Genomic DNA, 25,034 nt, shown 5'->3' on the forward strand with positions numbered 1-25,034 from the left:
GAATTCGGATGGGTAAGTGGATGGCAAGTGGATGGGCAATGCGGGGAGCGCCGGGGTCGCGGGGAGTCGCCGCGGGAGTGCGCGTCGGCCACGCGTCAATAAAACAGGCACTTTTCCCCGAAACAGGGCAATCGGCTTCGGCGGCTTGACGCTTCTCCCTTGTGGGGGGCGGGAGTTGGCCACCGGGTTGTCCACAGGGATGTGTGGGTCCGAAAAGTTATCCACAGGCTGTGTGGAAGATCTGTGGATGCCGGAAGTGATCGTCCCGAAAGCCCCATGAGGGACGAAGGATTCCCCGCGGAAACCCGCCCCACACACTCATTCGGGTGGGAATGCCTCGCTCCAGAGAGTTGATCACTGGAATTGAGGTGACAGAGCACGGCCTACCTTCCTGTGGAAGGAAGGGCCCGCTCTAGGCAGATTTGTCGATGATGTTGAGTTGCGTTGTCGACTTGTCCCCAGGTCGAGACCCAACCCTGTGGATAACTTTCTGTGACCGGATCAGCAGCCCGGGTATCCACAGCCGGGGCACCGGAAGGCGGTGCCCCGCGTCGTCAGGCCCGGCCGTCCTGGCAGCGCGCCAGCCAGTCCGACGCCGCCACGAACTCCGTGTCCGAGGTACCCGCCCGCAGCGCGGGCACGTCCTCCGGCAGAACACCGGCCCGCGGGTAGGACCCGAGGAACCGCACCTTCGGGCTGATCCGCTTGAGCCCCATCAGGGCCTCGCCCACCCGCCTGTCCGAGATGTGGCCCTCGGCGTCGACGGCGAAGCAGTAGTTGCCGATCCCCGCACCTGTCGGCCGCGACTGGATGAGCATCAGGTTGACCCCGCGCACCGCGAACTCCTGAAGCAGTTCGAGCAGTGCGCCCGGGTGGTCGTCGCCCAGCCAGATCACCACCGAGGTCTTGTCGGCCCCCGTCGGAGCCGCGGGCCGCGCGGGCCGCCCGACCAGGACGAAGCGCGTCTGTGCGTTCACCGCGTCGTGGATCTCGGTGACCAGCGGCACCAGGCCGTAGGTCGCCGCCGCGAACTCACCCGCGAAGGCCGCGTCGTAGCGCCCCTCCTGCACCAGCCGCGCGCCGTCCGCGTTGGACGCGGCCGACTCCCACGTCACCTCGGGCAGATTCGCCGCCATCCAGTTGCGGACCTGCGGCTGGGCCGCCGGATGCGCGGTGACCGTCTTGATGTCGGTGATCTTCGTGCCGGGTCGCACCAGCAGCGCGAAGGTGATGGAGAGCAGCACCTCGCGGTAGATCATCAGCGGTTCGCCGGACGTCAGCTCGTCGAGGGTCGCGGTGATGCCGCCCTCGACGGAGTTCTCGATCGGTACGAGCGCCGCCGCGGCGGCCCCGCTGCGCACCGCGTCCAGCGCGGCCGACACGGACACCATCGGGACGAGCTCCCGGGTGGCGGCTTCCGGGAGGGTGCGGAGGGCGACCTCGGTGAAGGTGCCCTCGGGGCCGAGATAGGCGTAGCGCGTTGCCGACATACGGTCACCTTAATGGGCCGTACGGGAACGCTGTACGGAATCCTCACCCGCCCCGCAGCCCTCACCCGCCCCGCAGCCCTCACCCGCCCCTCGGGGCTCACTGGCCCCACCGGGGGGCCTCAGCCCTCCAGCAGCCGCTGGCCCACGTACTCCCCCTCCGGCGCACCGCCCGGCACCGCGAACAGTCCGCTCGCCTCGTGCCGGACGAACGGCGACAGCGCGTCCCCGCGGTCGAGCTTGCGCTGCACCGGGACGAAGCCGCGCAGCGGGTCCGCCTGCCAGCAGACGAAGAGCAGCCCGGCGTCCGGCTCACCGTTGCCGGAGATCCCGTCGTGGTACGAGAACGGCCTGCGCAGCATCGCCGCGCCGCCGTTCTGTTCGGGGGCGGAGATCCGGGCGTGCGCGTCGGAGGGGATGACGAGCCTGCCGTCCGCGCCGGTCTTGTCCAGCGCCAGTTCCGAGTCCTCGTCGCCGCCGGTGAGCGGCGCTCCGTCGGCCTTCTTGCGCCCGATGACCTTCTCCTGCTCGGCGCGCGCCAGCTTCTCCCAGTCGTCGAGGAGCATGCGGATACGGCGTACGACGGCGTACGAGCCGCCCGCCATCCACTGCGGATCGCCGCCGGCCGGCACGAAGATCCGCCGGTCGAAGTCGTCCTCGGACGGCTTGGGGTTGCCCGTGCCGTCGATCTGGCCCATCAGATTGCGGGCGGTCATCGGCCGTGCGGTCGCGCCGGGCGAACGGTTGAAGCCGTTCATCTGCCAGCGCACCCTGGCCGCGTCGCCCGCCTCCCGCTGGATCGCGCGCAGCGCGTGGAAGGCGACCAGCGAGTCGTCGGCGCCGATCTGTACCCACAGATCACCGTTGCTGCGCCGGGCGTCCAGGTGGTCGGACGAGAAGTCGGGCAGCGGGTCGAGGGCGGCCGGCCGTCGGCCGCTCAGGCCCGTACGGCCGAAGAAGCTGTGGCCGAAGCCGAAGGTGACGGTCAACGAGGACGGTCCCGCGTCCAGCGCGACGCCCGTGTCACCGTCCCCGGAAGGGGCGCCCGCCATCAGTTCGCGCGCCGCCGCCGACCAGCGCCGCAGCAGCGCGGCGGCCTCCTTGCGCCCGGCGCCCGGCGCCAGGTCGAAGGCGACGAGATGGCCGCGGGCCTGCAGGGGTGTGATGATTCCGGCCTGGTGGGCGCCGTGGAAGGCCACGGCCGTGGAGCCGACCGCCGTCAGCGCCGTGCCGGTGTCCGCCCCGGAGCCGGAGGCGACGGCGTAGCCGCCGGTCCCGCCCAGGGCGAGCCCGGCGGCGCCCGCCGCGCCGGTGGCGGCGAGCAGCCGCCGCCGGGAAAGGCCGTTGCTTCCCGCGCCTGTGCTTTCCACGACGGAGCCTTCCGGGATGTCGCTTCCCGCGCCGCTGTTTCCCACGTCACTTCTTCCCACGCCTGTCAGCCGATCTTCACGTTCTTCGTCACGGTCACCTGATCGATGTCCGAGGTACGGACCATCACTTCGAGCTCCCACGTGCCGGGCATCGGGATCTGTACGCCGGCCGCACTCCAGTGTCCGGTGGCGACACGGTCGGGGGCGGCGGGCAGCGGTCCGATCGCCTTCTTCTTCTCGGTGAACGCGACCGTCACCTCGGGGGCGTCCAGGGGCCGCCCGTTGGGCCGCTCCAGCCATACGTGCAGGCTGTTGGCGCCCGACCTGGCCGGGTCGAGCTGGACGCGCGCCGTGCCCCTGCCGTCCTCGCCGCCGGTGTCGAAGGGGATACGGACCTCGATCGGCTCCGCGGGGGCGGAGGGGGAGGTCTCGGCCCTGCCGACCTCCTTCTCCTGCGTACGTCCGGGCTCGGTGCTCGTCAGTACGGTCGTCACGGCCAGCAGCACCACGGCGACCCCGGCCTCCGCCAGGACGGACCGCCGCAGCCCCGTCCGTACGGGATCGGCGTCGCGCACCCGCTTGACGCGGGCGGTGGCCACCGCGGCCTTCTGCCGGGAGAGCTGGGCGGAGCGCGCGGGATCCTCGGGGACGGTCACCCGCTCCTCAGCCTCGGCTTCCTCCTCCTCGGCCGCCTCGGTCCCGTCCTCGGCCTTCGCGTCCGCCACCGCGTCCTCGGCCAGCCGCGCCGTCCAGCGCCGTGAGATCCAGGCGACGCCGACCAGGACCACGACCAGGCCGACCTTGACGAGCAGCAACTGCCCGTACGACGTACCGGTCAGCGCCGACCAGGAGCCGACCTGCCGCCAGGACTGGTAGATGCCGGTCGCGGCGAGCACGACGACACTCACGAAGGCGACCCGGGAGAAGTTGCGGACGGCCGCGCGCTCAAGGCCCGGCGTCCGGTACAGGGCGACGAGCAGCGCGGCGAGGCCGCCGAGCCAGGTCGCCACGGCCAGCAGATGCAGCACGTCGACGGGCATCGCGATGCCCGGCTGGAGCCCGGTCGACGCGTGCTCGGCCAGTGCCCAGGTCGCCGCGATCCCGGCGGCCATGACCCCGCCGCCGAGGGCGAGCCCGAAGGTGAGGTCCTTCTTCTCCTTGAGGTCCTCGCGCTTCGCGTACGCCCCGAAGAGGACGGCGACGAACAGCGCCGCCGCGCCGAGCAGCAGCAGCCGCGAGACGAGTGACGCCCCGGTCTTGGTCTCCAGGACGGCCTTGAGGCCGCTGAGGTCGAAGGCGTCGGCGAGCTTGCCCGAGCCGGTGTACGGGGTGCGCAGCAGCAACATCACCAGGGTGGAGACGGTGAGCGTGATCCACCCCGTCACGACGAGGCGTTGCAGCGGCCGCTCGCCCGCACCGCGCTGCCAGCAGGCCAGCACGAAGGCGGCGCCACCGGCGAGCAGAATGAAGCCGGCGTACGCCGTGTAGCGCGCGATGTCGTAGAGCGCGCCCACCAGACCGCCGCCCGCCGCCTGTTCGGGCACCTCGACGGTGGTCTTGGAGGGGGCGCCGATGGAGAAGGTGAAGGCGCCGGAGATGGGGTGGCTGTCGGCGGAGACGGCCTGCCAGGCGACGGTGTACGTGCCGTCCGGCAGCCCGGCGTGCAGGTCGACGCCGTATCTGACGACTCCTCCGGCGGTCAGGTCGCGCACATCACCGGTGTCGGCGCGTTTGCCGCTCGGTTCCAGCACGCGGATGGAGTCGTCGCCCAGGGCGATCTGTTCGGAGAAAGTGAGGCTGACTTCCTTGGGCGCGGTGTCGACCACCGCCCCGTCCTTCGGATCGCTCCCGGTGAGCGCGGCGTGCGCCGAGGCGGGGGCGGCTCCTGCGAGCAGGGTGGCGAGGAGCGCCGTCGTGACGAGCAGCAGCCGTATGACAGAGGCTGCGAAGCGCGGGGCGGTGGCCGGCATGTGTCAGTCCCTCACTGCTTCTTCGGGTTGTGGGTGGTCTCCTCCACGGGGAAATCGACCGTCATGGTGGCGGCCTTCTCGAAGTGCAGCTCCACGGCGACCTTCTCGCCCCGCGCGGGCTTCTTCTTGAGCTGGAGGAACATGATGTGGTTCCCGCCGCGCTCCAGATTCAGTTCGCCGTTCGCGGGGATGTCGAAGGATTTCACCCCCTTCATCTTCTGGTCCTTGGCCTCGTGGATCTGCACCTCGCCCGCGATGTCGCTGGTGAGAGAGGTGAGCCTGTCCGCGGTGGAGCTGCCGTTCTTGATGGTGAGGAAGCCCGCGGCCATGTCGTCCATGACGGGCTCGGGCATGAACGCCCCGCTGACCTTCAGTTCCGGCTTGTCGTCACCGCCGCCGGAGCAGCCCGCGAGGGTCAGCCCCGCGGCCAGGACCACGGCGGTGGCGAGGGTGGTGCGGCGGTTCACGGGTTCTCCCCCTTGAGCAGCTTGGGAAGATCCTTCGTGTAGTCGTCGGCCGTGGTGTCCTCGCCGTACAGCACATAGCCGCCGTCGGTCTTCGGCGAGAACGCGACGACCTGCGCGCCGTGCATGGAAACGACCGTGCCGTCCTTGTCCTTCTTGGGCGGGTCGATGCCGATGCCGAGCTGGCGGGCCCCGGCCTGGATGGTCGGGAAGTCGCCGCTGAGCCCGGTGAAGGCGGGGTCGCCCGCACCCTTGAGCCACTTGCCGAGCGCCTCGGGGGTGTCCCGTTCGGGGTCGGTGGTGACGAAGACGACCCGGAGCTTGTCCCGGTCGGCCTGGGGCAGCTTCTTGTACGCGATGGCGATGTTGCTCATCGTCAGCGGGCAGACGTCCGGGCATTTGGTGTAGCCGAAGTAGATGAGCGTCGACTTGCCCTTGGTCTGCTCACGCAGGTCGTACTTCTTGCCGTGGGTGTCGGTGAGGACGAGGTTCGGCTTCGTGAACGGCTTGTCGAGAACCGTCGCGGCCTTGGTGTTCATGTCGGCGGAGACATCGGTGACGGGCTTGGAGCTGTCTGCCTTGTCGGAGCCGCACGCGGACAGGGTGAGCGCGGCCGTGGCGACGAGCGCCACGGCCAGCGCGTTCTTCTTGCGCATGAAAAGAAATCCCGATGCTTCGGAGGGGGGTCAGGAGGCGCGGCGGCGACCGGCGAGAACACCGAAGGCCACACCCGCCACACCCACGATGATGCCGATGACGCCGAGGGTGCGGGCCGTCGTGTCGCTGCTGTCGGCCGCGTTCTCGGTCTTGTCGCTCTTGTCCGCCTTCTCGTCGTGCGACGCGGCCTCCGCCTTGCCGTCCTTCTGGTCGTCGGCGCCCTTGGCACCGGCGCCGTGGTGGTCCTCACCGGAGGGCTCGGTCAGCTTGAGGACGGGGGCCGGGGACTTCGGCTCCTCCTCGCCCTCCTTGGGCTCCTCGATCCAGCGGACGACTTCCTTGTTGTCGTACGTCTGGATGGCCTTGAGGACCAGCTGGTCGGCGTCCTCGGGCAGCTGGCCCAGCGACAGCGGGAACTGCTGGAACTGGCCGGGGCCGATCTTCCCGCCGGTCCAGGTGACCTTGGAGACGGCCTCGGTGATCTCCTTGCCGTGCACCTTGAGCGGCTTGTCGAGCTTGGTCTTCTCGACCTTGACCGTCCAGCCGGGTACGGGCTGCGGCATCACGGAGGACAGCGGGTGGTCGGTGGGGAAGGCGACCTCGAGCTTGGTGGTCGATGCGTTGTCCCGCTCGTTGGGCACCTTGACGTTGACGGTGGCGTAGCCGCCCTTCTCGGCGGGCCCGACGGGCTGCACGCCGACGTGCGCGAAGGCCGGTCCGGCGAGAAGCACGACGGTGGAGGCGGCGACGGCGCCGGCGGCGGAGATACGCGTGATGTTCATGGCTGGGAACACTCCGGGGAGACAGGGGTGAATGCTGCTCCGGCGCGCGGATGCGCGACGGCATCGCGACACCACTCCCTGGGGAGCGGGCCGCGTCAGGCTGCGAGAGTGAGCGCCTCGCGGGGCGGTCCGCGCCTGATCACCGTGTGCTGGAGTGCGTCCGCGGCCGGCCGCAGGGGCGTGCGCAGTGGTGTGCCCAGCGCGCGCGGGCTCTGCGCGTGCGCCCGCGGAAGACCGGCGCGCATTGACCGTACGAGCGCGAGCGCGGCGCGCAGGGACCGCACGAGCGCGCCCTCCGCGACTCCGTGCGCCGAGAGCCGGACCAGCCGGGCGAGCGCCACTTCGCCACGCCGCATCAGCCAGCCGGTCGCGACCGCGGCCAGGAGGTGGCCGAGCAGCATGGGGAGGGTGGGAAGCAGCCCGGCGGCCGATTCGGCCCCCGAGTGCTGCACCGTGTGTGCCGCGTGGTGCTGGGCGTCGTCCACCGCGGCGGGGCTGAGGCCCGCCGCGGTGACGATGTGCCGGGTCTCGACGGTGCTGAGCGGCAGGGCTCCGGCGCCGCACACCAGCTTCGCGGCCAGGGCCGCCAGCGAGGTGTCGGTGGCCCCGGACCGCGTGGCCGGGTGGTGCTGGCCGATCCCGAACAGGACGTGCAGGGCCAGCTGTCCGCAGGTCAGCGCGGTGACGATGACGGGCATCGAACGTGCGCGCCCCGCGAACGGTGCGATCGCGCCGAAGACGGCGGCGCAACCGATCGCCATCGTCCACCAGGGGACGGTCGCGCAGGAGGCCACGACGTGTCCTGTCGCGGACAGCGCGACGCAGACCGCGGTGAACACCGCGGCCCGCAATAGCCGCAGACCGGCTCCGGCGCGTGCGACGGACGTAGACATGGCCGCGCCATCATTGCACTGCGCCCAGTCCGTTCGTACGGCAGGTCTGCGATCCCATACACCGGCGTGAACGGCGAGCGCTTCGGCCGAATGAGCGCAATCACGTCAACTCTGTGCTTATTCGACGGTGCTTGCGGCAATAGGTATGTGTATGTCGAGCCGCAGCCTGGAGGCTGGAGCATGAGCATCTGGTGGTCTCTCCGCTTGCGACGTGAAGCGGCGAGCGTTCCGCTGGCACGCCGCCTACTGCTCGGCACCATGGAGACCGCGGGGGTGGATCCGGACGTCTCCTTCGACCTGTCGGTCGCGCTGAGCGAGGCCTGCGCGAACGCGGTCGAGCACGGCGGGGAGGTACGGGCCGGGGTGTCGTCCCCCGCGGAATATCGCGTGACCGCCTACCTGGACGGCGAGAAGTGCCGTATCGAGGTCGCCGACTCCGGGCCGGGCTTTCCCGTGTCACGAGGGCGTCGTGCCGCCCTGAGATCCGTCCACGAAACGGCGGAGGACGGCAGGGGGCTCGGCCTGATCGAGCAGCTCACCGACCATGTCCACTACCGGAACAGGCCGGGCCGTGGCGCCGTGGTCAGTTTCGACAAGATCCTGAAATGGCGCGAGGGCGCACTGCTCATGGCCTCCTGAAGAAGGAGCCGGAGCAGCACGCCCTCGTGGCGTACGCGGTCGGCCGTGGGCCGGTTCTGCGTCAGGCTTGCTTGGTCGCGGCCATCCATGCCTCGACGTCCTCGGAGCGGCGCGGCAGGCCGGCCGACAGATTCCGGTTGCCGTCCTCGGTGACGACGATGTCGTCCTCGATCCGCACACCGATGCCGCGGTACTCCTCGGGCACGGTCAGGTCGTCGGCCTGGAAGTACAGACCGGGCTCGACGGTCAGGCACATGCCGGGCTCCAGCGTCCCGTCGGCGTACGCCTCACGGCGGGCGGCGGCGCAGTCGTGGACGTCCATGCCGAGCATGTGACCGGTGCCGTGCAAGGTCCAGCGGCGCTGCAGGCCGAGCTCCAGGACACGCTCGACCGGGCCGTCCACGAGGCCCCACTCGACGAGCTTCTCGGCCAGGACGTGCTGCGACGCGTCGTGGAAGTCGCGGTACTTGGCGCCGGGCCGCACGGCTGCGATGCCGGCTTCCTGGGACTCGTACACCGCGTCGTAGATCTTGCGCTGAAGGTCGGTGAAGCGGCCGTTGATCGGCAGCGTGCGCGTCACGTCGGCGGTGTAGAGGGTGTGGGTCTCCACGCCGGCGTCGAGCAGCAGCAGGTCGCCGGAGCGCACATCGCCGTCGTTGCGCACCCAGTGCAGGGTGGTGGCGTGCGGGCCCGCGGCGCAGATCGAGCCGTAGCCGATGTCGTTGCCCTCGACTCGGGCGCGCAGGAAGAAGGTGCCCTCGATGTACCGCTCGCTGGTCGCCTCGGCCTTGTCGAGGACCTTCACGACGTCCTCGAAGCCGTGCACGGTCGCGTCGACGGCCTTCTGGAGCTCGCCGATCTCGAACTCGTCCTTCACCGCGCGGGCCTCGGAGAGGTACGTGCGCAGCTCGTCGTCGCCCTCGGCTGTGGCCTTGTCGGTCAGCGCGGCCTCGATGCCGGCGTCGTGACCGCGCACGTTGCGCACCGGGCCAGTGGCCCGGGTCAGGGCGGCGGGCAGCTCACGGACGTCCTTCGCCGGGATCCCGAGCAGCTGCTCGGCCTCGGTGAGGGAGTGGCGGCGGCCGACCCACAGCTCGCCCTGGCCGTCCAGCCAGAACTCGCCGTTCTCCCGGTCGGAGCGCGGCAGCAGGTAGACCGTCGCGAGGTGACCGTCGTCCGCCGGCTCCAGCACGAGGACGCCGTCCTGCGTCTGGTCGCCGGTCAGGTACGCGTATTCGGTGGAGGCGCGGAACGCGTACTCGGTGTCGTTGGAGCGGGTCTTCAGATTGCCCGAGGGGATCACCAGACGCTGGCCCGGGAAGCGGGCGGAGAGTGCCTCGCGGCGGCGGGCGGTGTGCCCGGCCTGCGCGAGGGGCTCCAGGCCGTGCAGTTCGGTGTCGGCCCAGCCGGACTTCATGCTCTCTGCGAGCTCGTCGGAAACGCCCGGGTACAGGCCGTTCTTCCGCTGCTTGATCGGCTCTTCTTCAGTTTCCGGGGTCTCCGGATTGAGCTCCTCAGACACGACTTCTCCTTGATACGACACCTTGGGACGCCACTGGGCCGCCTTCCATCGTATGTGCGATGAGAAGACGGCCCGAAGACCTGTGGACAACTGTGAGAAATCAGTCGAAGCGCGCCGCGAGCAGCACGATGTCCTCCGCCGGATCGCTGGTGTCGTGGCCCTCCGGAAGCATCGTGGCAAGGACGTGGTCCGCGATCGCTCCCGGGTCGTCCCGCACCGTCTTGGGCACGCTCGCCGCTGCCGCGTGCAGCCGGGCGAAGGCCCGGTCCATGGGGTCACCGGTGCGCCGCAGCAGCCCGTCCGTGTAGAGCAGCACGGTCTCTCCGGGGTCCGGCGTGAACTCCACGCTCGGCGCCTCCCAGCAGGCCAGCATCCCCAGCGGCGCGGAGAGCGACGTCTCCACGTACTCGGTGCGCCGCTCGCCGACGAGCAGCGGCGGGCTGTGCCCGGCCCCGGCCAGCACGATCTTGTGGAGGGCCGGTTCGCAGTACGCGAAGAGGGCGGTCGCCGACCTGGCCGGTTCGGTCAGGCGCAGCAGCAACTCCAGATCGGACAGTACGGCGACGGGGTCCTCGCCCTCCATGACGGCGTACGCCCGCAGGGAGGCCCGCAGCCTGCCCATCGCGGCCAGCGCGCTCGGGCCCGACCCTGAGACCGAGCCGACGGCGAGTCCGAGCGCGCCCTCGGGCAGCGGCAGCGCGTCGTACCAGTCGCTGCCGCCGCGCGGCCCGGTGTGGTGCCGGACGGCGAGCCGCACCCCGGGGACCCGCGGCAGTCTGCCGGGCAGCAGGCCCTCGGTGATGGTCGCGACGCGGGTGCGGGAGCGCTCCAGCTCCAGCAGCCGGGCCAAGTGCTCGGCGGCGTACCGCGCGTAGAGACCGGCGAGATGGCGGGCACGCTCACCGGGCTCGGCCGGCTCGTCGTAGAGCCAGACGGCCGCGCCGACGCGGCCCGACTCCTCGGTGGCCAGCGGCAGCGCGTAGCTGGCGGCGTAGCCGAGGCGGGCCGCGACCTCGCGGTGGCGCGGGTCGAGGCTCTTCTCGCCGAGCAGGTCGGGGTGCGCGATCTCGCTCGGGCGGCCGTTCTCCGTGAGCGTCTCCAGGCCGTCGAGGATCCGGCCGTACGAAGTGGAACTGCGCGGCACGGTCTCGATGTGGCCGAGGTCGGCGTGGGCCAGGCCCAGGCCGACGGTGGACACGGGGCCGAGGCCGTCGGCGGGTTCGAGCACGATCAGGCCGCGGCGGGCGCCCACCAGGGCGGCGCCGGCGCTCAGCAGTTCGTGCAGGGCCTCGTCGAGCGTGCCGGTGCGGACCAGGCGTTCGGTGAGTTCGTGCAGGGTGGTCAGGTCGGACACCCAGGTCGCGAGCCTGTCCTGGATCACTGTCACGGCGCCCGCGGGAGGGGCTGAGGGGGCAGCGGTGGACGACTGGGGCGCGACAGTGTGCGCGGGAGCCGGAACCACTGGATCGATTCCAGCCACTTTCGGGACGTGCGGGGCGCTCATGACCGCGAGCTTTCCATTTGGTGCTTTTTGCTCAATAGCATCGCAAACCCCCATGTCATTCTGCGCCGCTATCAATGCATCCACATGTACACGTACAGGTAAGGGGATGTCCAGCATTGCGGTCTCGGGACTCTTGGTGTCTGTGGGATCGGCAACTTGGCTTAAAAATGCCACCCTCAGTAATAATTTGCGGTCGACTGAGGGCGTTCAGGAGCGCGTCATGTCAACCGTGTTGGGTAACTACTCGTTGATGGCCGGGGGCAGTTGCCTCTGTCCCGGAACCTGGCGGCGGGCTCAGGCGTCTTAACCGCCGTGGGTCGCGCCCCGTCCCCGAGTAGCGGGGAACGTTCCACCGGACCAGTAAGCGCCATGCGTGCGCCACCCTCCGCTACGTTCACGCTCGGCTCCGACGAGTGACCCGTGCCGCAGGCTGTTACTGCAACGATGCGCCAATTCGTAACCGAAGAGTACGCGCAGTGAAGTGACGCACACACGATGTGATGTGGACCTCGGCGTTCAACGGAAAGGACGAGCGCTCATGCGCGAGATCCCCGGAAGGCGACGCAGGCTCTGGTTCCGGCAAAGCGAGGAGCCCGCCCTGCTCGGCGCGGCCCTGACCTGCGCCACCGAGTGGCAGTGGCCCGTACTTCCCGGCGTGGGGCTGAAGGCGACCACAGGTCGCGACAGCCGCAGCGGCCAGGACCAGGGCTGTGCCTGCCCCGACCCCGAGTGCGTCGTACCCGGCGCACACCCCTTCGACCCCGGCATTCTGGCGGCCTCCACCGACGAGCGCATGATCCGCTGGTGGTGGACCAACCGGCCGACGGCCCCGATCATGCTGGCCACCGGCGGCACCGCCCCGTGCGCGCTCAGCCTCGCCGCGATCGCCGGCGCCCGCGCGCTGACGGCCCTGGACGCGATGGGCATGCGGCTGGGCCCGGTCGTGGCGACCCCCACCCGCTGGTCGCTCCTGGTGGCGCCGTACTCCCTGGAGCGGCTCGGCGAACTGCTGTACGCCAAGGACTGGGTGCCCAGTTCGCTGCGGTTCCACGGCGAGGGCGGCTATCTGGTGCTGCCGCCCTCGGAGACGGGCACGGGGCAGGTGCGCTGGGAGCGGGCGCCGGCCCAGAGCCCTCGGCTTCGGTCGGGCAGGGGAGAGCCCGTCGCCGCTTCCGTCGCGCCCTGGCTGCCGGACGTCGAGGCGGTCGTGGACGCGCTGGTGGTGGCGAGCAACGGCGCGCCGGACGGCGGCAGCAGGCTCACGTACTGACGGCCCATCGGCGCGCCGCCGGCCATGCGCGTCGGCGGTCCGTCGGTCGGACCATCGGGCTCGGCTCGCCCCTACGCGCCGTCAGGGCCGTCCGGCCCAGCGGGATTTACGACGACACGCCGGGCGACTCACTCGTACGGGTGTGAGCAGGGGCCGAGTTCCGGGGAATTGGGCGCGCGGCTGCCCGAGTGCCTGCCGTACGTCGATATCTTCGGGCCACCGTCAGGATTTCCCAGGCAGTTGACAGGTGGGACCCCCCATGAACATCCGCACGATCGGGATCGCGGCCGTGGTGGTGCTCACCGTCCTGCTCCCGCTGGCCGGCGCATCCGCGGAGCCCGAGCCCGCCCCCGCCCCCGACGACGCCAAGGGCGCGCCCCGCACCACCCCCTCGCCGAGGCCGTCGCCCGAGGCCGTGGCGGAGGGCGCACGTGACATCGGGGGTCCGTCGGCCGGGGCAGGGGCGGCCGGTGACACGCCCGGCGCACCCGGCACCACGCCCCGTAGCACCGCGCAGTGCGGTCCCGAACTGAGTTCGCCCGAGGGGATCGAGGCGCAGACGTGTGTACTGACCGACGGCGACAACACCTGGGCGCGCGCATACTACCGCAATGCGACGGGCGAGGAACTGCGCGCCGTACTCACTCTGATGGGACCCGCCAACCGGACCGTGCAGATGCATTGCGCGGTGGGCGCGGAGGACGAACCCGGGGTGTGTGAAACGCCGCGTGAACCGATCGACGGAAAGGCCGCGCAATACACGGCGGTCTCGGAGTTCGCCGCGCGGGGGGACGGGCCGCTGCTGCTGCGCTCGGGTAGCAACTCGGCGAGGTCCGCAAGTAGTTGAAACCCGGAGGTGATGGGCGGCCGGGTGGGGGAAACACCGGCGCCGGCTCCGGAACGTCGAACGCCCGGCCGCTGGCGACGGGGGATGCACCAGCGACCGGGCTCCTAGAACCGTAACAAGAGATCTGCGGTTAGCAAATTCGATCTCAGTAATTCGGACAGGGATTTACCTGCCACCGCAGGGAGTTGTGACGGGAATCACCAATCACCCGGCAGGAAACGTCCCCGCGGGCCGGCCGTCACTGCGGGCCCGCGGGTGGCCGGGGTTCGGGCCCGCGGGTCCGACGGTCGGTTTCAGCTGAGAGTGACCTGGCGGTTGGTGAGCCCGCCGCGCGCCCGGCGCTCCTCGGCGGTCAGCGGGGCGTCCGAGGCGAGCGCCGCGGTGAGCCGCTCCGCGAGCTGGGCCGCGGGCTTCTCGATGTCCTGGGCCGTCATCGTGCTCGGCAGGTCCCAGACCGGGACGACCATCCCGTGCGCCCGGAAGGAGCCGACGAGCCGGGTACCTTCGCCGAGCGAGGACGTACCGGTGGCGTGCAGCCGCGAGAGCGCGTCGAGGAGCTGGTCCTCGGCGTACGGCATGACCCAGCGCAGGTGGTTCCTGCCCGGGGCCTCGCACCAGTAGGCGGCGTCGACGCCGGTCAGCCGGACCGTCGGGATCGCCGCGGCGTTGGCACGCTCCAGGGAGGCGCCGACCTCGGGCGCCGCGTTCTCCGAGTCCGGCACCCAGAACTCGAAGCCGGAGTGCACGACCGGCTCGAAGGCCGCGTCGGGGTCGAGCAGGTCCTGCAGGCGCGGCCCGTCCGCCGGGGCGCGCTCGGCCACCACCGGGTTGCCCGGCTCGGTGGTCAGCGCACGCCGGAGCGTGTCCGCGAGGTCGCGGCTGAGGTCGCCGGAGGGCGTGTCGTTCTGCAGGCCGAGCAGCACGGAGCCGTCGTCGCGGCGCAGCGCGGGCCAGGCCATCGGCAGTACGGTCGCCAGCGTCACCGAGGGGACGTCGTCGGGCAGCCCGTCCTTGAGTGTCAGCGGCACGGTCGCGGCGGGCACCAGCTCGCGCAGCGCGACCCAGTCGCCCTCGCCCGCCAGGCCCTCGAAGGGGCGCTGCACCAGCTCGGTGACGGCGTGCGACGCGGTGCGGCCGTGGCAGGCCTTGTAGCGACGGCCAGAACCGCACGGGCAGGGCTCGCGGGCCCCGACCACCGGCACCTCCCCGCTGGTCACCTGAGGCTTGGCCTTGGTCTGGAGGCGCTTCTTGGCCATGCGTGGCTTCTCCCGTTCACGGCAGTGCTGTGTCGGGCGCGAGCCTAGCCGCTGCGCCGGGCGGGAATCGTCCGCCGACGGGCGCGGGGACCCCGCGCCCGGTCCGGCGCCGGGCGCCCTGGGGCTCGCGTACCCCCGGCTCGTCCGGTCCGGGCGTTGATCCATGGCGGTCAGTCCATCGCGGTCAGTCCAGGTCGTCGAGGACGTCGGCGAAGGTTAGATCGGGGGCGGCGACGCGCGTAGCGAAATCCTCGCGCCGATTGCTCTCGCCGACCACAGCCCACACGGTGACCTCTCCGACCGCGTTGTCCTGTACCCCCCAGTCCCGCGCCAGCGCACTGATGATGTTGAGCCCGCGACCACCGCGCGCGGTGACCGACGGTGTGGCCGGAACCGGTCGGGTCGGACCACCGCCGTCCGTCACTTCGACGGTCAGCGCACCAGCCGGGTCGACGCGCCACGCGGCGCGGATGTCGCCGTCCCCCACCTCCGCCTGTCCCAGCGGCCTGCCATGGCGGCAGGCATTGCTGAGCAGTTCGGAAAGGATCAGTACGGCATCGTCAATGACCGCTTCCGTCATCCCATTTCCGTGCAATTCATCACGCATACGACGTCTTGCAGTGCCCACGCCCGCAGGGCCGTGGGGAACGGCCATGCTCGACGACGTGGGCACTTCCTGTGCCACCACCAACGCCACCCCCGAGACCTCCTTCGCCCCACGCCACCGAGTGAATGCCCCAATGGCCTGGACCGGAAACCGGCCAAGCGTTGAGCAGTGACGCACTCGTACGATCGAGTACGGAACGAATGCGCCGGTGCACTCCCTGTAGCCGTCGTCAGAGGCGACCGAGTTGCGACAACACCTGCTTCGGGCGATTGGTGATGATTGCGTCGACTCCGAGGCGGACGCACAGCTCGACATCCTCCGGCTCGTTCACCGTCCAGACGTGCACCCGGTGTCCCGCGCGGTGCAGCCGCGCGATGTATCCGGGGTGATTGCGGACGATGCGCATGCCGGGCCCCGCGATGCGCGCACCGGCCGGAAGTCGCCCGTCGCGCAGCCGCGGCGAGACGAACTGCATCAGATAGACGGTCGGGACCGTGGGCGCGGCGGCCGCCACCCGGTGCAGGGAGCGGGCCGAGAAACTCATGATGCGTACGGGCGAGGGCTCGTCCGCTGCGGGTGCGTCGAGGCCGAACTGCTTCAGCAGGAGGAGCAGCCGCTCCTCGACCTGGCCGGCCCAGCGGGTGGGGTGCTTGGTCTCGATGGCCAGCTCGATGCGGCGCCCGGCGTCCGAGACCAGTTCGAGCAGCCGCTCCAGGGTGAGTACGGAGGTCAGCTCGCCCCGGCCGGGGTCCCAGTCCGGGGACTCCTCGCGGTCCTTCCAGGAGCCGAAGTCGAGGGTGGCGAGATCGGCCAGTTCGAGGGCGGAGACGGCGCCGCGGCCGTTCGACGTGCGGTTCACCCGGCGGTCGTGCACGCAGACGAGATGTCCGTCCGCGGTGAGCCGTACATCGCATTCGAGGGCGTCCGCGCCGTCCTCGATCGCCTTCATGTACGCGGCCAGGGTGTGCTCGGGGGCGTCCTCTGAGGCACCCCGGTGAGCGACGACTTGAGTGGTGTGCTGCCGTGCGTGGGTCACCGCGTCATGGTGTCACCGAGACGGGGTAGGCGCGCACCTGAGGGACCTGGGGCGAGGCCTGCTGGACGCCTTGAAGGTTCGCCGGTTTTGTCCGATATAAAGGACGATCGGTGGACGCACAGGTACTGCTTACCGTGCGCTGACGCTCGGTGGGAAAAGCTGACAGCGGACACTTGCACAGGTGGACGTTGACGAGACTCAGACAAAGACTTCACACAGGGACATCCAGACCCAGCCTGATGTGGGACCGAGGAGAAGAGAGCTGTGAGCACCGAGAACGAGGGCACTGCGGTTCCGGCCGCCCCGTCCGCACCTCCCGCACCGGCCGCTCCCGAGCCCGACTCCGCGACTGCGGCACAGCAGCCCGGGTATGGGGCCGGGCCCGTCCCGGACGCCGGGCAGCGGCCGTCGGCGGCCACCGCGCGGGAGCAGCCCGCGCACGCCCCGCAGCCCGGCCCGGTGCCCGCAGGGGCGCCGCAGACCCAGTCCCGGGGCGCCGGCTGGCCCCCGCCGCCGCCCGTGTACCCCTCGTACGGAGGCGGTGACGTCGGCATCGGCGGTCACGGCGGCGGCCCCGCGTGGGGTGCGCCCATGGCACCCGTTCCCCCGGCCCCGAAGAAGCGCAACGGCGGCCTGGTGGCAGGGGTGCTGGCGGCCGCGCTGATCGCGGGCGGCGTCGGCGGCGGCTTCGGCTACTGGGCCGCGGAGCGCAACGACAACCCCAACGACTCGACCACCGTCTCCGCCGCCGGAGACCTCAAGGACTTCAAGCGCGAGCCCGGCACGGTCGCCGCGGTCGCGGGCAAGGCGCTGCCGAGCGTCGTCACCATTCAGGCGCAGGGCGGCGACGGCGAGGGCGGCACGGGCACCGGCTTTGTCTACGACAAGGAAGGCCACATCGTCACCAACAACCATGTGGTGGCTTCCGCGGCCGACAGCGGCGCACTGTCCGTCACTTTCTCCAACGGCAAGAAGTACGCCGCCGAGGTGGTCGGCCGGGCGCAGGGCTACGACGTGGCCGTGCTGAAGCTGAAGAACGCCCCGTCCGGCCTGGCCCCGCTGCCGCTGGGCGACTCGGACAAGGTCGCGGTCGGCGACTCGACGATCGCCATCGGCGCCCCCTTCGGCCTGTCGAACACGGTCACCACCGGCATCGTCAGCGCGAAGGACCGTCCGGTCGCCTCGGGCGACGGCCAGGGCAGCAAGGCCTCGTACATGAGCGCCCTGCAGACCGACGCCTCGATCAACCCGGGCAACTCCGGCGGCCCGCTGTTGGATTCGCGCGGCGCGGTCATCGGCATCAACTCGGCCATCCAGTCCGGCGGCGGCTCCGGCGGCTTCGGCCAGTCCCAGGCGGGCTCCATCGGCCTGGGCTTCGCGATCCCGGTCAACCAGGCCACGACCGTCGCCGAGCAGCTGATCAAGACGGGTGAGCCGGTCTACCCGGTGATCGGCGCGACGGTGGCCATGGACGAGAAGAGCACGGGCGGCGCCAAGGTCGCGGACAGCGGCGCGGGCAACACCCCGGCGGTCATGCCGAACGGCCCGGCCGCCAAGGCGGGGCTCAAGGCGGGCGACGTCATCACCAAGCTCGACGACCGCGTGATCGAGAGCGGCCCGACCCTGATCAGCGAGATCTGGACCCACAAGCCGGACGACAAGGTCACGCTCACGTACGAGCGCGCCGGCAAGTCCTCCACGGTCGATGTCACCCTGGGCCAGCGCAAGGGCGACGACAGCTGACCGGCTAGGCTGTCCCCGCGTCACCGCACAGCGCTGGCGCGGGGTGGGTTGCCCGAGCGGCCTAAGGGAACGGTCTTGAAAACCGTCGTGGCAGCGATGTCACCGTGGGTTCAAATCCCACACCCACCGCAGCAGGCCAGCGTATGCGCAGGCCAGAAGGGGCGCCCCTCACCAGAGGCGCCCCTTCGTCGTGTGCCCTGTCTCACCCTGAACCGCTCCTGCGCCGTTTTGGATCACCGCGCGTGGACCAGGCATGGACCGGGCCCTGGCCTCTCGGCGCGGCTAGTACTACAGCCGGTGGTTTCACGGTGAGTGAGCGCGGGCAGCTCGGGTGCGGTAGTGGCTGGTTCGGGCGCGGGATTGGTGGCGGGTGCGCCAGCGGTGCCAGTGCATGGCCAGCCAGGTCCGGGCGGTGCGGGCGGGAGCGAGCACGATCCGGTCGTACAAGCGGCGGATCTCGTTCACGGTCGGGGGTCGGGTGTTGTCGGCGGGGCCGGTATAAGCCGGCTCCGGACGGTGACCAGGAAGGCCATGGCGAGCATGCACACGGTGGTGTGCCGGTACCACGAGCACCATTTGCGTACCTCGTGCTCGTCCAGTCCCACCTGTCCCTTGGCGACCTGGAACGACTCCTCCACCGTCCAGCGCTGTCCGGCGGCGACGACCATCTCGGCCAGGGGCGTGTCCGGGTGGGTGTGGCACAGGAAGTAGGCGATCTCCCGGACGAGTTCGCCGGTCTTCTTGTCCTTCTTGTTGGGCACGGTCGAGCGGCGGATCAGCAGGTGTCGCTCCAATCCTGCTGAGGTGGAGGCGAGTTGGACGGAGGCCCAGTCGTACTCGCGGGGACCCTTGGCGCCGTCCGCACAGGACCGGCGTTCGAAGGCATGCTCCGGCACCAGCGCCCACAGCTCGGGGGCCTGCCGGGTACGCCCGTCGGGCAGCGGCAGCACCTCGTTTTTCGGGATGGCGAGCACGTAGCGGATCTGGCGTTCCTCCAGCCAGGCGCGCAGCGCACGGCACTGCCCGTAGGCCTCGTCGGCCAGGAAAAAGGTGAACGGCACCGAGGCCGCCACCGCGCTCTCCAGCATCCGCCGGGCCAGCTCCGGTTTGGTGGCCACCGTGCTTGCGCGTTCGGGCGGGATGCCCTGCTCGGCGCAGCGGTGTTCGTGCTCCGCGGTGGTGCCGGCCCAGTTCCCGCCGAGGTAGAGCTCGCTGCCGATCAGGGTGCGGCCCTTCCCGGATCCGTACGACAGGTGCACGCTGACCTGGGCGTTCTCGACCCTGCCCGCAGTTCCGGTGTACTGACGCTGGACACCGGCGGTCTTGGTGCCCTTCTTGATGTCGCCAGTCTCGTCCGCGATCAGCACCGCGTCGTCGGCGGCCAGGGCTGCGACCGCGAAGGCGCGGACCCGGTCGCGCAGTTCGTCCGCATCCCACGCGGCCTTGGCCAGGAAGCCCTGCAACCGGTCCGGGTTGGGGTGGCCGGCAGCCTCCGCGAGCTGCCACAGGTTCTTGCGCGGCACCTCGCTGAGCAGCCCGCGCACCATCGCCCGCAGGTTCTCCCGGGAGGCCGGGCGCGCGAACACATCGTCCACCGAGGCGCACAGCGCCTCCAACTCCTTCTCCAATGCCCGGACTTCGGCATCGCTCAACTCATCCGTCCGCGCCACACCAAGCGGCAATTTCAGTCTCACGAACGGAGCAACGAGCCAATCGCCGTCACGTCATGTGAAGCACCGGCTGTAGTACTAGTTCTTCATCTCGACCTGCTTACCCCTCCTCGTCGGCATCGAGGGCCCGTTCGATCTGCTGGTTGCTGTGGTGCTGGGTACCCTGGATCGCCTTGGCGTAGAAGCGGAACAGCACGGCGATGCTGTGGCCGGCACGACGGGCGACTTCGGCCGGGGAGACCCCAGATGCCAACCAGAGGGAGACGCCGGCGGCTCGGAGCGAGTACGGGACCTCAGCGAGAGGGGATTGCACCTCCGTCTCGGTGAGGACAGCACGGTGGGCAGCCTTCCAGATGTCGCCGTACTCCTTGCTGAGGAGGCCGCCGCCCCGAGCTGCTCGGAAGATCCGACCGTCCTGAGCCACCCCGAACTCCTCGATGTGCTCACGGATCATGCGGACCAGTACAGGCGGGATGGGTACTGCCCGCGTTGCCTTCCGTGCCCGCTTCTTGAGCCCCCGGGAGTCGAAGGACTCACCCGTGTCCGTCCACCCGGAGCCAACCCGAGCAGTACTGGTCGACAGCAGGACTTCGCCCCACCCTTCCTCGGGGAGGGTGAAGGCGTCCTCCTTGAGGTTGGAGGCTTCACCAGGGCGGTTCGCCGCGTAGTAGAGGCAGCCGTAGAACGCTCTCAGGTGACGGCCCCGCTTCCCCTGCTCGCCCGTAGCGGTGATCAGCCTCTTGGCCAGTGCTGGCCCGGGGACGAACCGGAAGTCGATTTCATCGTCAGTCTCCGGCGGTGTCCAGTCCACACGGTTGAGAGGCAGGGACGCGAGCCGTTCCAGCTCTACCGCGTACCGGAGGCAGTTGCTGAACACTGGGACTTTCCGCTTCACGGTGTTGTCGGCGGCGACCTTCCCGTCGAGCTTGAGGGCCAGGGCATCGAGCGCGGAACGGACCACCGCCGGGGTGTTCAGGGCGGTGATGTCCACGGACTTACGGCCGATCCAGTCGAGAGCCGCCGCTATGTCCTCTGGCGGATCTTCGGCAGTGACACGGGGCACCAGCTCTCCGGCTTCGTTGAGCATGAAGCGGAATACCCAGGAGTAGAGCGCGGTGCGGAGAACCCTGGGGGCAGGTGCCCCGCGGTTGTCCCTGACCAGGCGGGGAGTGATGGTGGCGAGAGCGTCCGCGATGCTCGCGCGATGCTTGGCGGAGGCGGTCGGCCACTTCATCGCCGCGTACTCCCGTGCGTGGGTGTACCAGGTAGGAGACAGGGCTGCCAGGACCTCGGAGGCCGGCAGGCCGCTGTCCGTGTCGAACTGCTCGCGGTTGCGCAGGGCGGCGAGCAGCTCGGAGCGGCGACCGTCAGCCTGTGCCTTGATCTTGTAGCTCTTGGAGAACGGCCGGATGCCGACACGCCAGCGGAGCTGGTAGGCCGCCGCGCGGTTGGCGCGAGCCAGAGCCCGGAAGAACCAGGCCAATCGCCCACGGCGAGCACAGCCAGGAGGGACGGGATGTTCACCAAACCCGCACAGGTCAGCGCGGATTGCTGTCCACCCAGCAGTGGCCGGGGCTGGCGGCCTCCACGGCTTTACTCACCTGTTCGACTCGGGGCCCGCGTCGGGCAAGTCCAGGGGGCCACTCGATCAAATTCCGGGCAGGATCAAAGCCTGCCCGAGTTGCCGGACAGCGTAAGGCCCCCTGAACATGCCCGACCCCAACCCGAACAGGACACCGGCCAAACCCGCTCCGGCCGCCCGCGATGGCAAGGTGGGCGCTGTCCGTGCCAACGGCCAGAGCGAGCACATGAGTTGTAGCGCACCGCCGTGTTGACGAACAGGTCGTGTCGGCTGTCCCTCTCCTGCTACGGTCGTCCGTTCGTCAAGGAGGTTGCGATGACTGCACCCCTGCCCGTTGCCGCCCGTGTGGATCTCCGCCGTCAGCCGGTCGAAGGCGTGCTGGAACGCGTGGAGGCTGCCCTGCACGTACGAGTGGATCGGCAAGGGCTCGTACGCAAGCGCCGTTCCCTGGGGGGCCGTACGGAGCGGGGCACGTGGGTGCGGATCGAGCGGCGGGGATTCGAGCGGATCGGACCGCAGGGCTGGAACGGGACCGAGGCCGCCGCTGTCCTGCAACGGGTCGCGATGCCCGAGTGGTACCAGGGCGTGGCGTGGCGGGAGCCAGGCGAACCGGTGATGTGGCGGGCGGACGAGCTTGAGCTGATCGACTCGCCGTCGATCGCAAAGGGCGCCCTCGTGCTCGAAGACCCTGGCCTGCCGGATGCCTGGTGGGAGGCGCTGAACGCCTCGCTGGACGCCCTTGCCGAGCAGCAGACGCCGAGGATCGCGACTCCGGACACGGTGACGATCACGCAAGAGCTGGTGACTCACGCGCTCGGAGAAGTCTTTCCCAGCGTGGCTGACACGCGGATCGAGCGCTGGGCGCCGGCGCACGCGGATCTGACCTGGGCCAACGTGATGGGACCAGGGTTCTCCATCATCGACTGGGAGGACTGGGGCATGGCGCCCCGCGGCCTGGACGCTGCGACGCTGTGGGGCAATGCACTGGCCGTCCCGGCACTCGCGGATCGCATCCACCGCGAGCGGTGTGCGGACTTGGAGAGCCGGGACGGCAAGCTGATGTCGCTGTTCTTCCTCTCGAAGATCGTCGGACCACACGCTCACGAGGAAGATCCGCTACTGGCGCCCGCCCAGAAAGAGGCCCAGCGCCTGGTGGCCGAGCTTCAGCTCTGACGACGCCCGTGGAGGGCCCGCAGGTACTGACCGACAGCGGCGGAGTGCACCGTGGCACCCAGGGACTGGACCAGTTGGGCCAAGTGTCCGGGGTCGTCGGTGCCGACCGCCACAGCGGCAGCACTCGGCAGGTGGAACGCGGTCCGGAACGCGGCCTGCATGCGGGAAAGGCCATCGTGGGGTCGCCGCAGGAAGGGCCGAGGGTCAAAGTCCTGCCACACCTTCCCGCTGCCGCCGCCGAAGGGGCTCATCCCCCAGGTCTCGCCCGGAAGCCAGGCAGTGCGCAGGACGGACGTGGCATCGAGGACGTCAATGCCCACGAGGAACCCAGACCGAACCATGAGGACGTCCGGAGACGGCAGGTCCTCCACCCGGACCATGCCAATTGGCCGGGTGTCCCAGGAGGCCACACCCCAGGCGCGGCACAAGCCGTCGCGGGCGGCGTTGGCCAGGGCGGTACAGGCGCTGTAGAGGAGGGCGTGGGCGACCGACGGCGACAGGCCCGCGAGACTCCGCTCGGGGTTGTGGAGGAGCACGGTGTCAGGTTCCCTGCCGAGGTCCCGGGCAGCCTTCGCGACGGCCAGGCGCAGCCGGCCCGGGTCGAGGGAGTGCTCCGTACCGTCCAGGCCCTGGAAGAAGCCGACCTTCGTGGAAAGGGTGAACTTCGGCAGCAGGTCCGCCGCGGTTTCGGCCAGCACCGTGTGTGAACGGAACCCGAGATAGGGAGCCGCGGTGTCCAGGTGGGTGACGCCGAGGTCGAGTGCGGCGGTCAGGATGTCGCGGTGGTGACGAGATCGGTGTAGGCCGAGGACAAGGCGGGGGTCAGCTCCGTGCACAGTTCCTCCTTCAGCAGGACTTCGGCGAGCTGTTCCACGTCCACGCCGGTCTTCTCGGCGGCTTCGGCGATGTCGACGGGGTGGCCGCTCAGCAGTAGGGCGAGGGCCGGATATGCCTTGCCGGCGAAGGTGAGCTTCTTGCCTGCGGCGAGGACGTCCACGGTGTCGCCCTGCTGCTCGATCACGGGCTCGAAGTCGGTGACGCACACGACGGCCCGGGGCTTGCCGAACAGGCCGGTGGCGGGCACGTGCCGGGCGGCCAGGTGTTCCCGCTCGCGGGCATGGAAGTAGTCCTGCGGGGTCAGCTTCGTGGCCATTTCGGCGACGGCGTCGGCCAAGAGGAGCTGTTGTCCCTCCCACTGGCCGGGGGTGTTCCAGCGGTCCAGGTCGTACCGGAACAGCTCCTGCGTGCGAGCCTGGTCGGCGAGCCAGGCCAGCCAGTTCACACCGACGCGCTTCAGGATGCCGAAGGTGGCGTGCAGGCTGTAGCCGTCGCCCTGGTCGTCCCGGGTGGCCTGGTGCCAGAAGCCGCGCGGGATGTGCATCACGTCGCCGGGCTCCATGACGCCCTGCCAGACGATCTCGTCGCTGGGTTCGCCGTTGGGGGCGGAGTCGCGGTGCATCGGCGCCTTGCGCGAGGAGCCGCGGACTTCCCAGCTCTTTTGGCCGGCGAGCTGGACGATCACGACGTCGTGGTCATCCCAGTGGAGGTTGAAGCCGCTGGCGTCCTGGGTGGTCAGGTAGGCGTTCACCTGTACCAGCTCACGAGCCCACCACTGGAGCGCGCGACAGGCGGCCTCCATGGCCGGGTCGAAGAAGTCGACCTCGTCCAGGACCATCGTGCAGCCCTCGCGCATCAGCCCGCCGACACGGCGCATGTCAGCCATCGGGATGGCCTGTCCCCGCCGGGTGACGGAGGGGTTGATGTAGCGGCCGGGGTGCAGTTCGGCCCCGCCCTGGAAGATGCGGAACTGCGGGGTGGTGACGCTGCGGCGCATCACCAGTTCCAGCAGCTTCGTGGGGTTGAGCAGGCGATCGAGCAGACCAAGGTCCTCGATCGTCCCCCGGGCGAAAGCGGCTCCGAGCTTTCCGGGGCCGTCCCAGCCGAGGGCCTTTTCCAGTGCGGTGACGAAGTGGTGGTCCACGTATTCCTCCGGTCTGCGTCATGGGGGTGAGAGCCGGGGGCCCGCCGTAGATGACGAGCCCCCGGTTTGGTGCTGCGGCGTGCTGCTGGGGCTACTCCTGCGGGAGATTCAGCCCGTCGCGGTTCTCGCCGTCGTCGCCCGAGGAGGTACCGGTGGAGTCGGACTCCGCCGCCGCCGCGGTGAAGCGGTCCTGGACCTTGATCAGGCGTTCGACGCTGATCAGGAGGTCTTCCTTCTGCGCTGCCATGTGCGTGTCTCCTCTTCCTGGTCGTCCAGGGTCGACGGGTGTCGGCCCAGCCCCGTTGGGGCGTGCCTCACCAGCCCACTCGTGTCCGGGCCTGTGAGGAGATTGGGGGTGGCATGAGGGCCACGGCCCGTGCGAACGGGTTTCTCAGTCCGGGAGCTGGTTGCCGGCCAGCGGCTGGGATGGCCGGCGCTGGCCAAGGCGGCCACCAGCACGGTGACGGCAGCGGCGTAGAGGAGCACGGCGAGTTGTTGGCGCCAGCCCCACAGTGCTCGACCACGTACCCGGGAGTCCTGTTCTAACGGCGCTTTCACCGCCCGAAGGTGGCCACTACGCC

23 protein-coding genes and 1 tRNA gene are annotated in these 25,034 nt (G+C 70.2%); 6 read left to right on the top strand and 18 right to left on the bottom strand.

Annotation, left to right across the window (positions count from 1 at the left end; translation table 11 throughout):
- Positions 1-554: 554 nt before the first annotated feature.
- From pheA to QMK30_RS17810, 7 genes are all read right to left on the bottom strand, one after another.
- Positions 555-1,490, bottom strand: coding sequence for a prephenate dehydratase (gene pheA, locus QMK30_RS17780; RefSeq protein WP_283519164.1), 936 nt, complete (start codon positions 1,488-1,490; stop codon positions 555-557).
- Between the two features lie 119 nt (positions 1,491-1,609).
- On the bottom strand, positions 1,610-2,875 hold the full coding sequence (gene efeB, locus QMK30_RS17785; RefSeq protein WP_283519375.1) for an iron uptake transporter deferrochelatase/peroxidase subunit: 1,266 nt from the start codon (positions 2,873-2,875) through the stop codon (positions 1,610-1,612).
- Positions 2,876-2,922: 47 nt separating this feature from the next.
- Positions 2,923-4,827, bottom strand: a complete 1,905-nt coding sequence (locus QMK30_RS17790) for a copper resistance CopC/CopD family protein (RefSeq protein WP_283519165.1) — start codon at positions 4,825-4,827, stop codon at positions 2,923-2,925.
- A gap of 11 nt (positions 4,828-4,838) precedes the next feature.
- Positions 4,839-5,294 carry a copper chaperone PCu(A)C gene (locus QMK30_RS17795; RefSeq protein ID WP_283519166.1) on the bottom strand — a complete coding sequence of 152 codons (456 nt, stop codon included), beginning with the start codon at positions 5,292-5,294 and terminating at the stop codon, positions 4,839-4,841.
- Positions 5,291-5,947 carry an SCO family protein gene (locus QMK30_RS17800; protein WP_283519168.1) on the bottom strand — a complete coding sequence of 219 codons (657 nt, stop codon included), beginning with the start codon at positions 5,945-5,947 and terminating at the stop codon, positions 5,291-5,293. Before QMK30_RS17800 ends, QMK30_RS17795 begins: the two co-directional genes overlap by 4 nt.
- Positions 5,948-5,977: 30 nt before the next feature.
- The gene (locus tag QMK30_RS17805; protein ID WP_283519170.1) at positions 5,978-6,730 is read right to left on the bottom strand and encodes a YcnI family copper-binding membrane protein; all 753 of its coding nucleotides are present in this window, start codon (positions 6,728-6,730) and stop codon (positions 5,978-5,980) included.
- A 95-nt stretch (positions 6,731-6,825) separates the two neighbouring features.
- On the bottom strand, positions 6,826-7,623 hold the full coding sequence (locus tag QMK30_RS17810; protein ID WP_283519171.1) for a hypothetical protein: 798 nt from the start codon (positions 7,621-7,623) through the stop codon (positions 6,826-6,828).
- A gap of 180 nt (positions 7,624-7,803) precedes the next feature.
- Between QMK30_RS17810 and QMK30_RS17815 the strand changes: the two genes are divergently transcribed.
- Positions 7,804-8,262 (top strand): ATP-binding protein, encoded by a 459-nt coding sequence (locus QMK30_RS17815; protein ID WP_283519172.1) that lies wholly within the window; start codon positions 7,804-7,806, stop codon positions 8,260-8,262.
- Between the two features lie 61 nt (positions 8,263-8,323).
- On the opposite strand, the gene QMK30_RS17820 is transcribed toward QMK30_RS17815, so the two are convergent.
- Complete coding sequence (locus tag QMK30_RS17820) at positions 8,324-9,784, bottom strand: aminopeptidase P family protein (RefSeq protein ID WP_283519173.1); 1,461 nt, start codon at positions 9,782-9,784, stop codon at positions 8,324-8,326.
- 100 nt (positions 9,785-9,884) lie between these two features.
- Positions 9,885-11,405 (bottom strand): PP2C family protein-serine/threonine phosphatase, encoded by a 1,521-nt coding sequence (locus QMK30_RS17825; protein ID WP_283519176.1) that lies wholly within the window; start codon positions 11,403-11,405, stop codon positions 9,885-9,887.
- Between the two features lie 421 nt (positions 11,406-11,826).
- Here QMK30_RS17825 and QMK30_RS17830 point away from each other — a divergent pair, with 421 nt between their 5' ends.
- Positions 11,827-12,558 carry a bifunctional DNA primase/polymerase gene (locus QMK30_RS17830; protein ID WP_283519178.1) on the top strand — a complete coding sequence of 244 codons (732 nt, stop codon included), beginning with the start codon at positions 11,827-11,829 and terminating at the stop codon, positions 12,556-12,558.
- A 259-nt stretch (positions 12,559-12,817) separates the two neighbouring features.
- Positions 12,818-13,405: a hypothetical protein gene (locus QMK30_RS17835; RefSeq protein ID WP_283519180.1), complete on the top strand. Its 588-nt coding sequence runs from the start codon at positions 12,818-12,820 to the stop codon at positions 13,403-13,405.
- A gap of 293 nt (positions 13,406-13,698) precedes the next feature.
- Here QMK30_RS17835 and QMK30_RS17840 read toward each other — a convergent pair whose 3' ends face one another.
- The 3 genes from QMK30_RS17840 to QMK30_RS17850 all read right to left on the bottom strand — a co-directional run bounded on the left by QMK30_RS17840 (position 13,699) and on the right by QMK30_RS17850 (position 16,304).
- Positions 13,699-14,661, bottom strand: coding sequence for a DUF5926 family protein (locus QMK30_RS17840; RefSeq protein WP_283519182.1), 963 nt, complete (start codon positions 14,659-14,661; stop codon positions 13,699-13,701).
- Positions 14,662-14,845: 184 nt separating this feature from the next.
- Positions 14,846-15,445, bottom strand: coding sequence for an ATP-binding protein (locus QMK30_RS17845; RefSeq protein WP_283519183.1), 600 nt, complete (start codon positions 15,443-15,445; stop codon positions 14,846-14,848).
- Positions 15,446-15,497: 52 nt separating this feature from the next.
- The gene (locus QMK30_RS17850) at positions 15,498-16,304 is read right to left on the bottom strand and encodes a glycerophosphodiester phosphodiesterase (protein WP_283519185.1); all 807 of its coding nucleotides are present in this window, start codon (positions 16,302-16,304) and stop codon (positions 15,498-15,500) included.
- 264 nt (positions 16,305-16,568) lie between these two features.
- Here QMK30_RS17850 and QMK30_RS17855 point away from each other — a divergent pair, with 264 nt between their 5' ends.
- Both QMK30_RS17855 and QMK30_RS17860 read left to right on the top strand, forming a co-directional pair.
- The gene (locus tag QMK30_RS17855; protein WP_283519186.1) at positions 16,569-18,047 is read left to right on the top strand and encodes a S1C family serine protease; all 1,479 of its coding nucleotides are present in this window, start codon (positions 16,569-16,571) and stop codon (positions 18,045-18,047) included.
- A 42-nt stretch (positions 18,048-18,089) separates the two neighbouring features.
- A tRNA-Ser gene (locus tag QMK30_RS17860) sits at positions 18,090-18,176 on the top strand.
- A 174-nt stretch (positions 18,177-18,350) separates the two neighbouring features.
- Here QMK30_RS17860 and QMK30_RS17865 read toward each other — a convergent pair.
- From QMK30_RS17865 to QMK30_RS17875, 3 genes are all read right to left on the bottom strand, one after another.
- Positions 18,351-18,512 (bottom strand): hypothetical protein, encoded by a 162-nt coding sequence (locus QMK30_RS17865; protein ID WP_283519187.1) that lies wholly within the window; start codon positions 18,510-18,512, stop codon positions 18,351-18,353.
- Positions 18,509-19,699, bottom strand: a complete 1,191-nt coding sequence (locus QMK30_RS17870; RefSeq protein WP_283519189.1) for an IS701 family transposase — start codon at positions 19,697-19,699, stop codon at positions 18,509-18,511. Before QMK30_RS17870 ends, QMK30_RS17865 begins: the two co-directional genes overlap by 4 nt.
- Positions 19,700-19,817: 118 nt before the next feature.
- A complete protein-coding gene (locus tag QMK30_RS17875; protein WP_283519192.1) occupies positions 19,818-21,200 on the bottom strand; it encodes a site-specific integrase in 1,383 nt (460 codons plus the stop codon).
- A 414-nt stretch (positions 21,201-21,614) separates the two neighbouring features.
- Here QMK30_RS17875 and QMK30_RS17880 point away from each other — a divergent pair, with 414 nt between their 5' ends.
- On the top strand, positions 21,615-22,472 hold the full coding sequence (locus QMK30_RS17880; protein ID WP_283519194.1) for a hypothetical protein: 858 nt from the start codon (positions 21,615-21,617) through the stop codon (positions 22,470-22,472).
- Here QMK30_RS17880 and QMK30_RS17885 read toward each other — a convergent pair.
- The 3 genes from QMK30_RS17885 to QMK30_RS17895 all read right to left on the bottom strand — a co-directional run bounded on the left by QMK30_RS17885 (position 22,463) and on the right by QMK30_RS17895 (position 24,700).
- The gene (locus tag QMK30_RS17885; RefSeq protein WP_283519196.1) at positions 22,463-23,308 is read right to left on the bottom strand and encodes an aldo/keto reductase; all 846 of its coding nucleotides are present in this window, start codon (positions 23,306-23,308) and stop codon (positions 22,463-22,465) included. The two genes, QMK30_RS17880 and QMK30_RS17885, sit on opposite strands and share 10 nt — an antisense overlap.
- Complete coding sequence (locus tag QMK30_RS17890) at positions 23,242-24,453, bottom strand: JmjC domain-containing protein (RefSeq protein WP_283519198.1); 1,212 nt, start codon at positions 24,451-24,453, stop codon at positions 23,242-23,244. The genes QMK30_RS17885 and QMK30_RS17890 overlap by 67 nt, the downstream gene beginning before the upstream one ends.
- A 91-nt stretch (positions 24,454-24,544) precedes the next feature.
- Positions 24,545-24,700, bottom strand: a complete 156-nt coding sequence (locus QMK30_RS17895; protein WP_283519200.1) for a hypothetical protein — start codon at positions 24,698-24,700, stop codon at positions 24,545-24,547.
- Between the last annotated feature and the right edge of the window lie 334 nt (positions 24,701-25,034).

This window comes from Streptomyces sp. H27-C3, assembly GCF_030063415.1.
Lineage (GTDB): Bacteria > Actinomycetota > Actinomycetes > Streptomycetales > Streptomycetaceae > Streptomyces.

Bases quoted from the DNA above. Each gene is read 5' to 3' on its own strand.
- pheA (WP_283519164.1), bottom strand. From the start codon at position 1,490: ATGTCGGCAACGCGCTACGCCTATCTCGGCCCCGAGGGCACCTTCACC.
- QMK30_RS17790 (WP_283519165.1), bottom strand. From the start codon at position 4,827: ATGCCGGCCACCGCCCCGCGCTTCGCAGCCTCTGTCATACGGCTGCTG.
- QMK30_RS17800 (WP_283519168.1), bottom strand. From the start codon at position 5,947: ATGCGCAAGAAGAACGCGCTGGCCGTGGCGCTCGTCGCCACGGCCGCG.
- QMK30_RS17805 (WP_283519170.1), bottom strand. From the start codon at position 6,730: ATGAACATCACGCGTATCTCCGCCGCCGGCGCCGTCGCCGCCTCCACC.
- QMK30_RS17810 (WP_283519171.1), bottom strand. From the start codon at position 7,623: ATGTCTACGTCCGTCGCACGCGCCGGAGCCGGTCTGCGGCTATTGCGG.
- QMK30_RS17815 (WP_283519172.1), top strand. From the start codon at position 7,804: ATGAGCATCTGGTGGTCTCTCCGCTTGCGACGTGAAGCGGCGAGCGTT.
- QMK30_RS17825 (WP_283519176.1), bottom strand. From the start codon at position 11,405: ATGCTGGACATCCCCTTACCTGTACGTGTACATGTGGATGCATTGATA.
- QMK30_RS17830 (WP_283519178.1), top strand. From the start codon at position 11,827: ATGCGCGAGATCCCCGGAAGGCGACGCAGGCTCTGGTTCCGGCAAAGC.
- QMK30_RS17835 (WP_283519180.1), top strand. From the start codon at position 12,818: ATGAACATCCGCACGATCGGGATCGCGGCCGTGGTGGTGCTCACCGTC.
- QMK30_RS17840 (WP_283519182.1), bottom strand. From the start codon at position 14,661: ATGGCCAAGAAGCGCCTCCAGACCAAGGCCAAGCCTCAGGTGACCAGC.
- QMK30_RS17880 (WP_283519194.1), top strand. From the start codon at position 21,615: ATGACTGCACCCCTGCCCGTTGCCGCCCGTGTGGATCTCCGCCGTCAG.
- QMK30_RS17895 (WP_283519200.1), bottom strand. From the start codon at position 24,700: ATGGCAGCGCAGAAGGAAGACCTCCTGATCAGCGTCGAACGCCTGATC.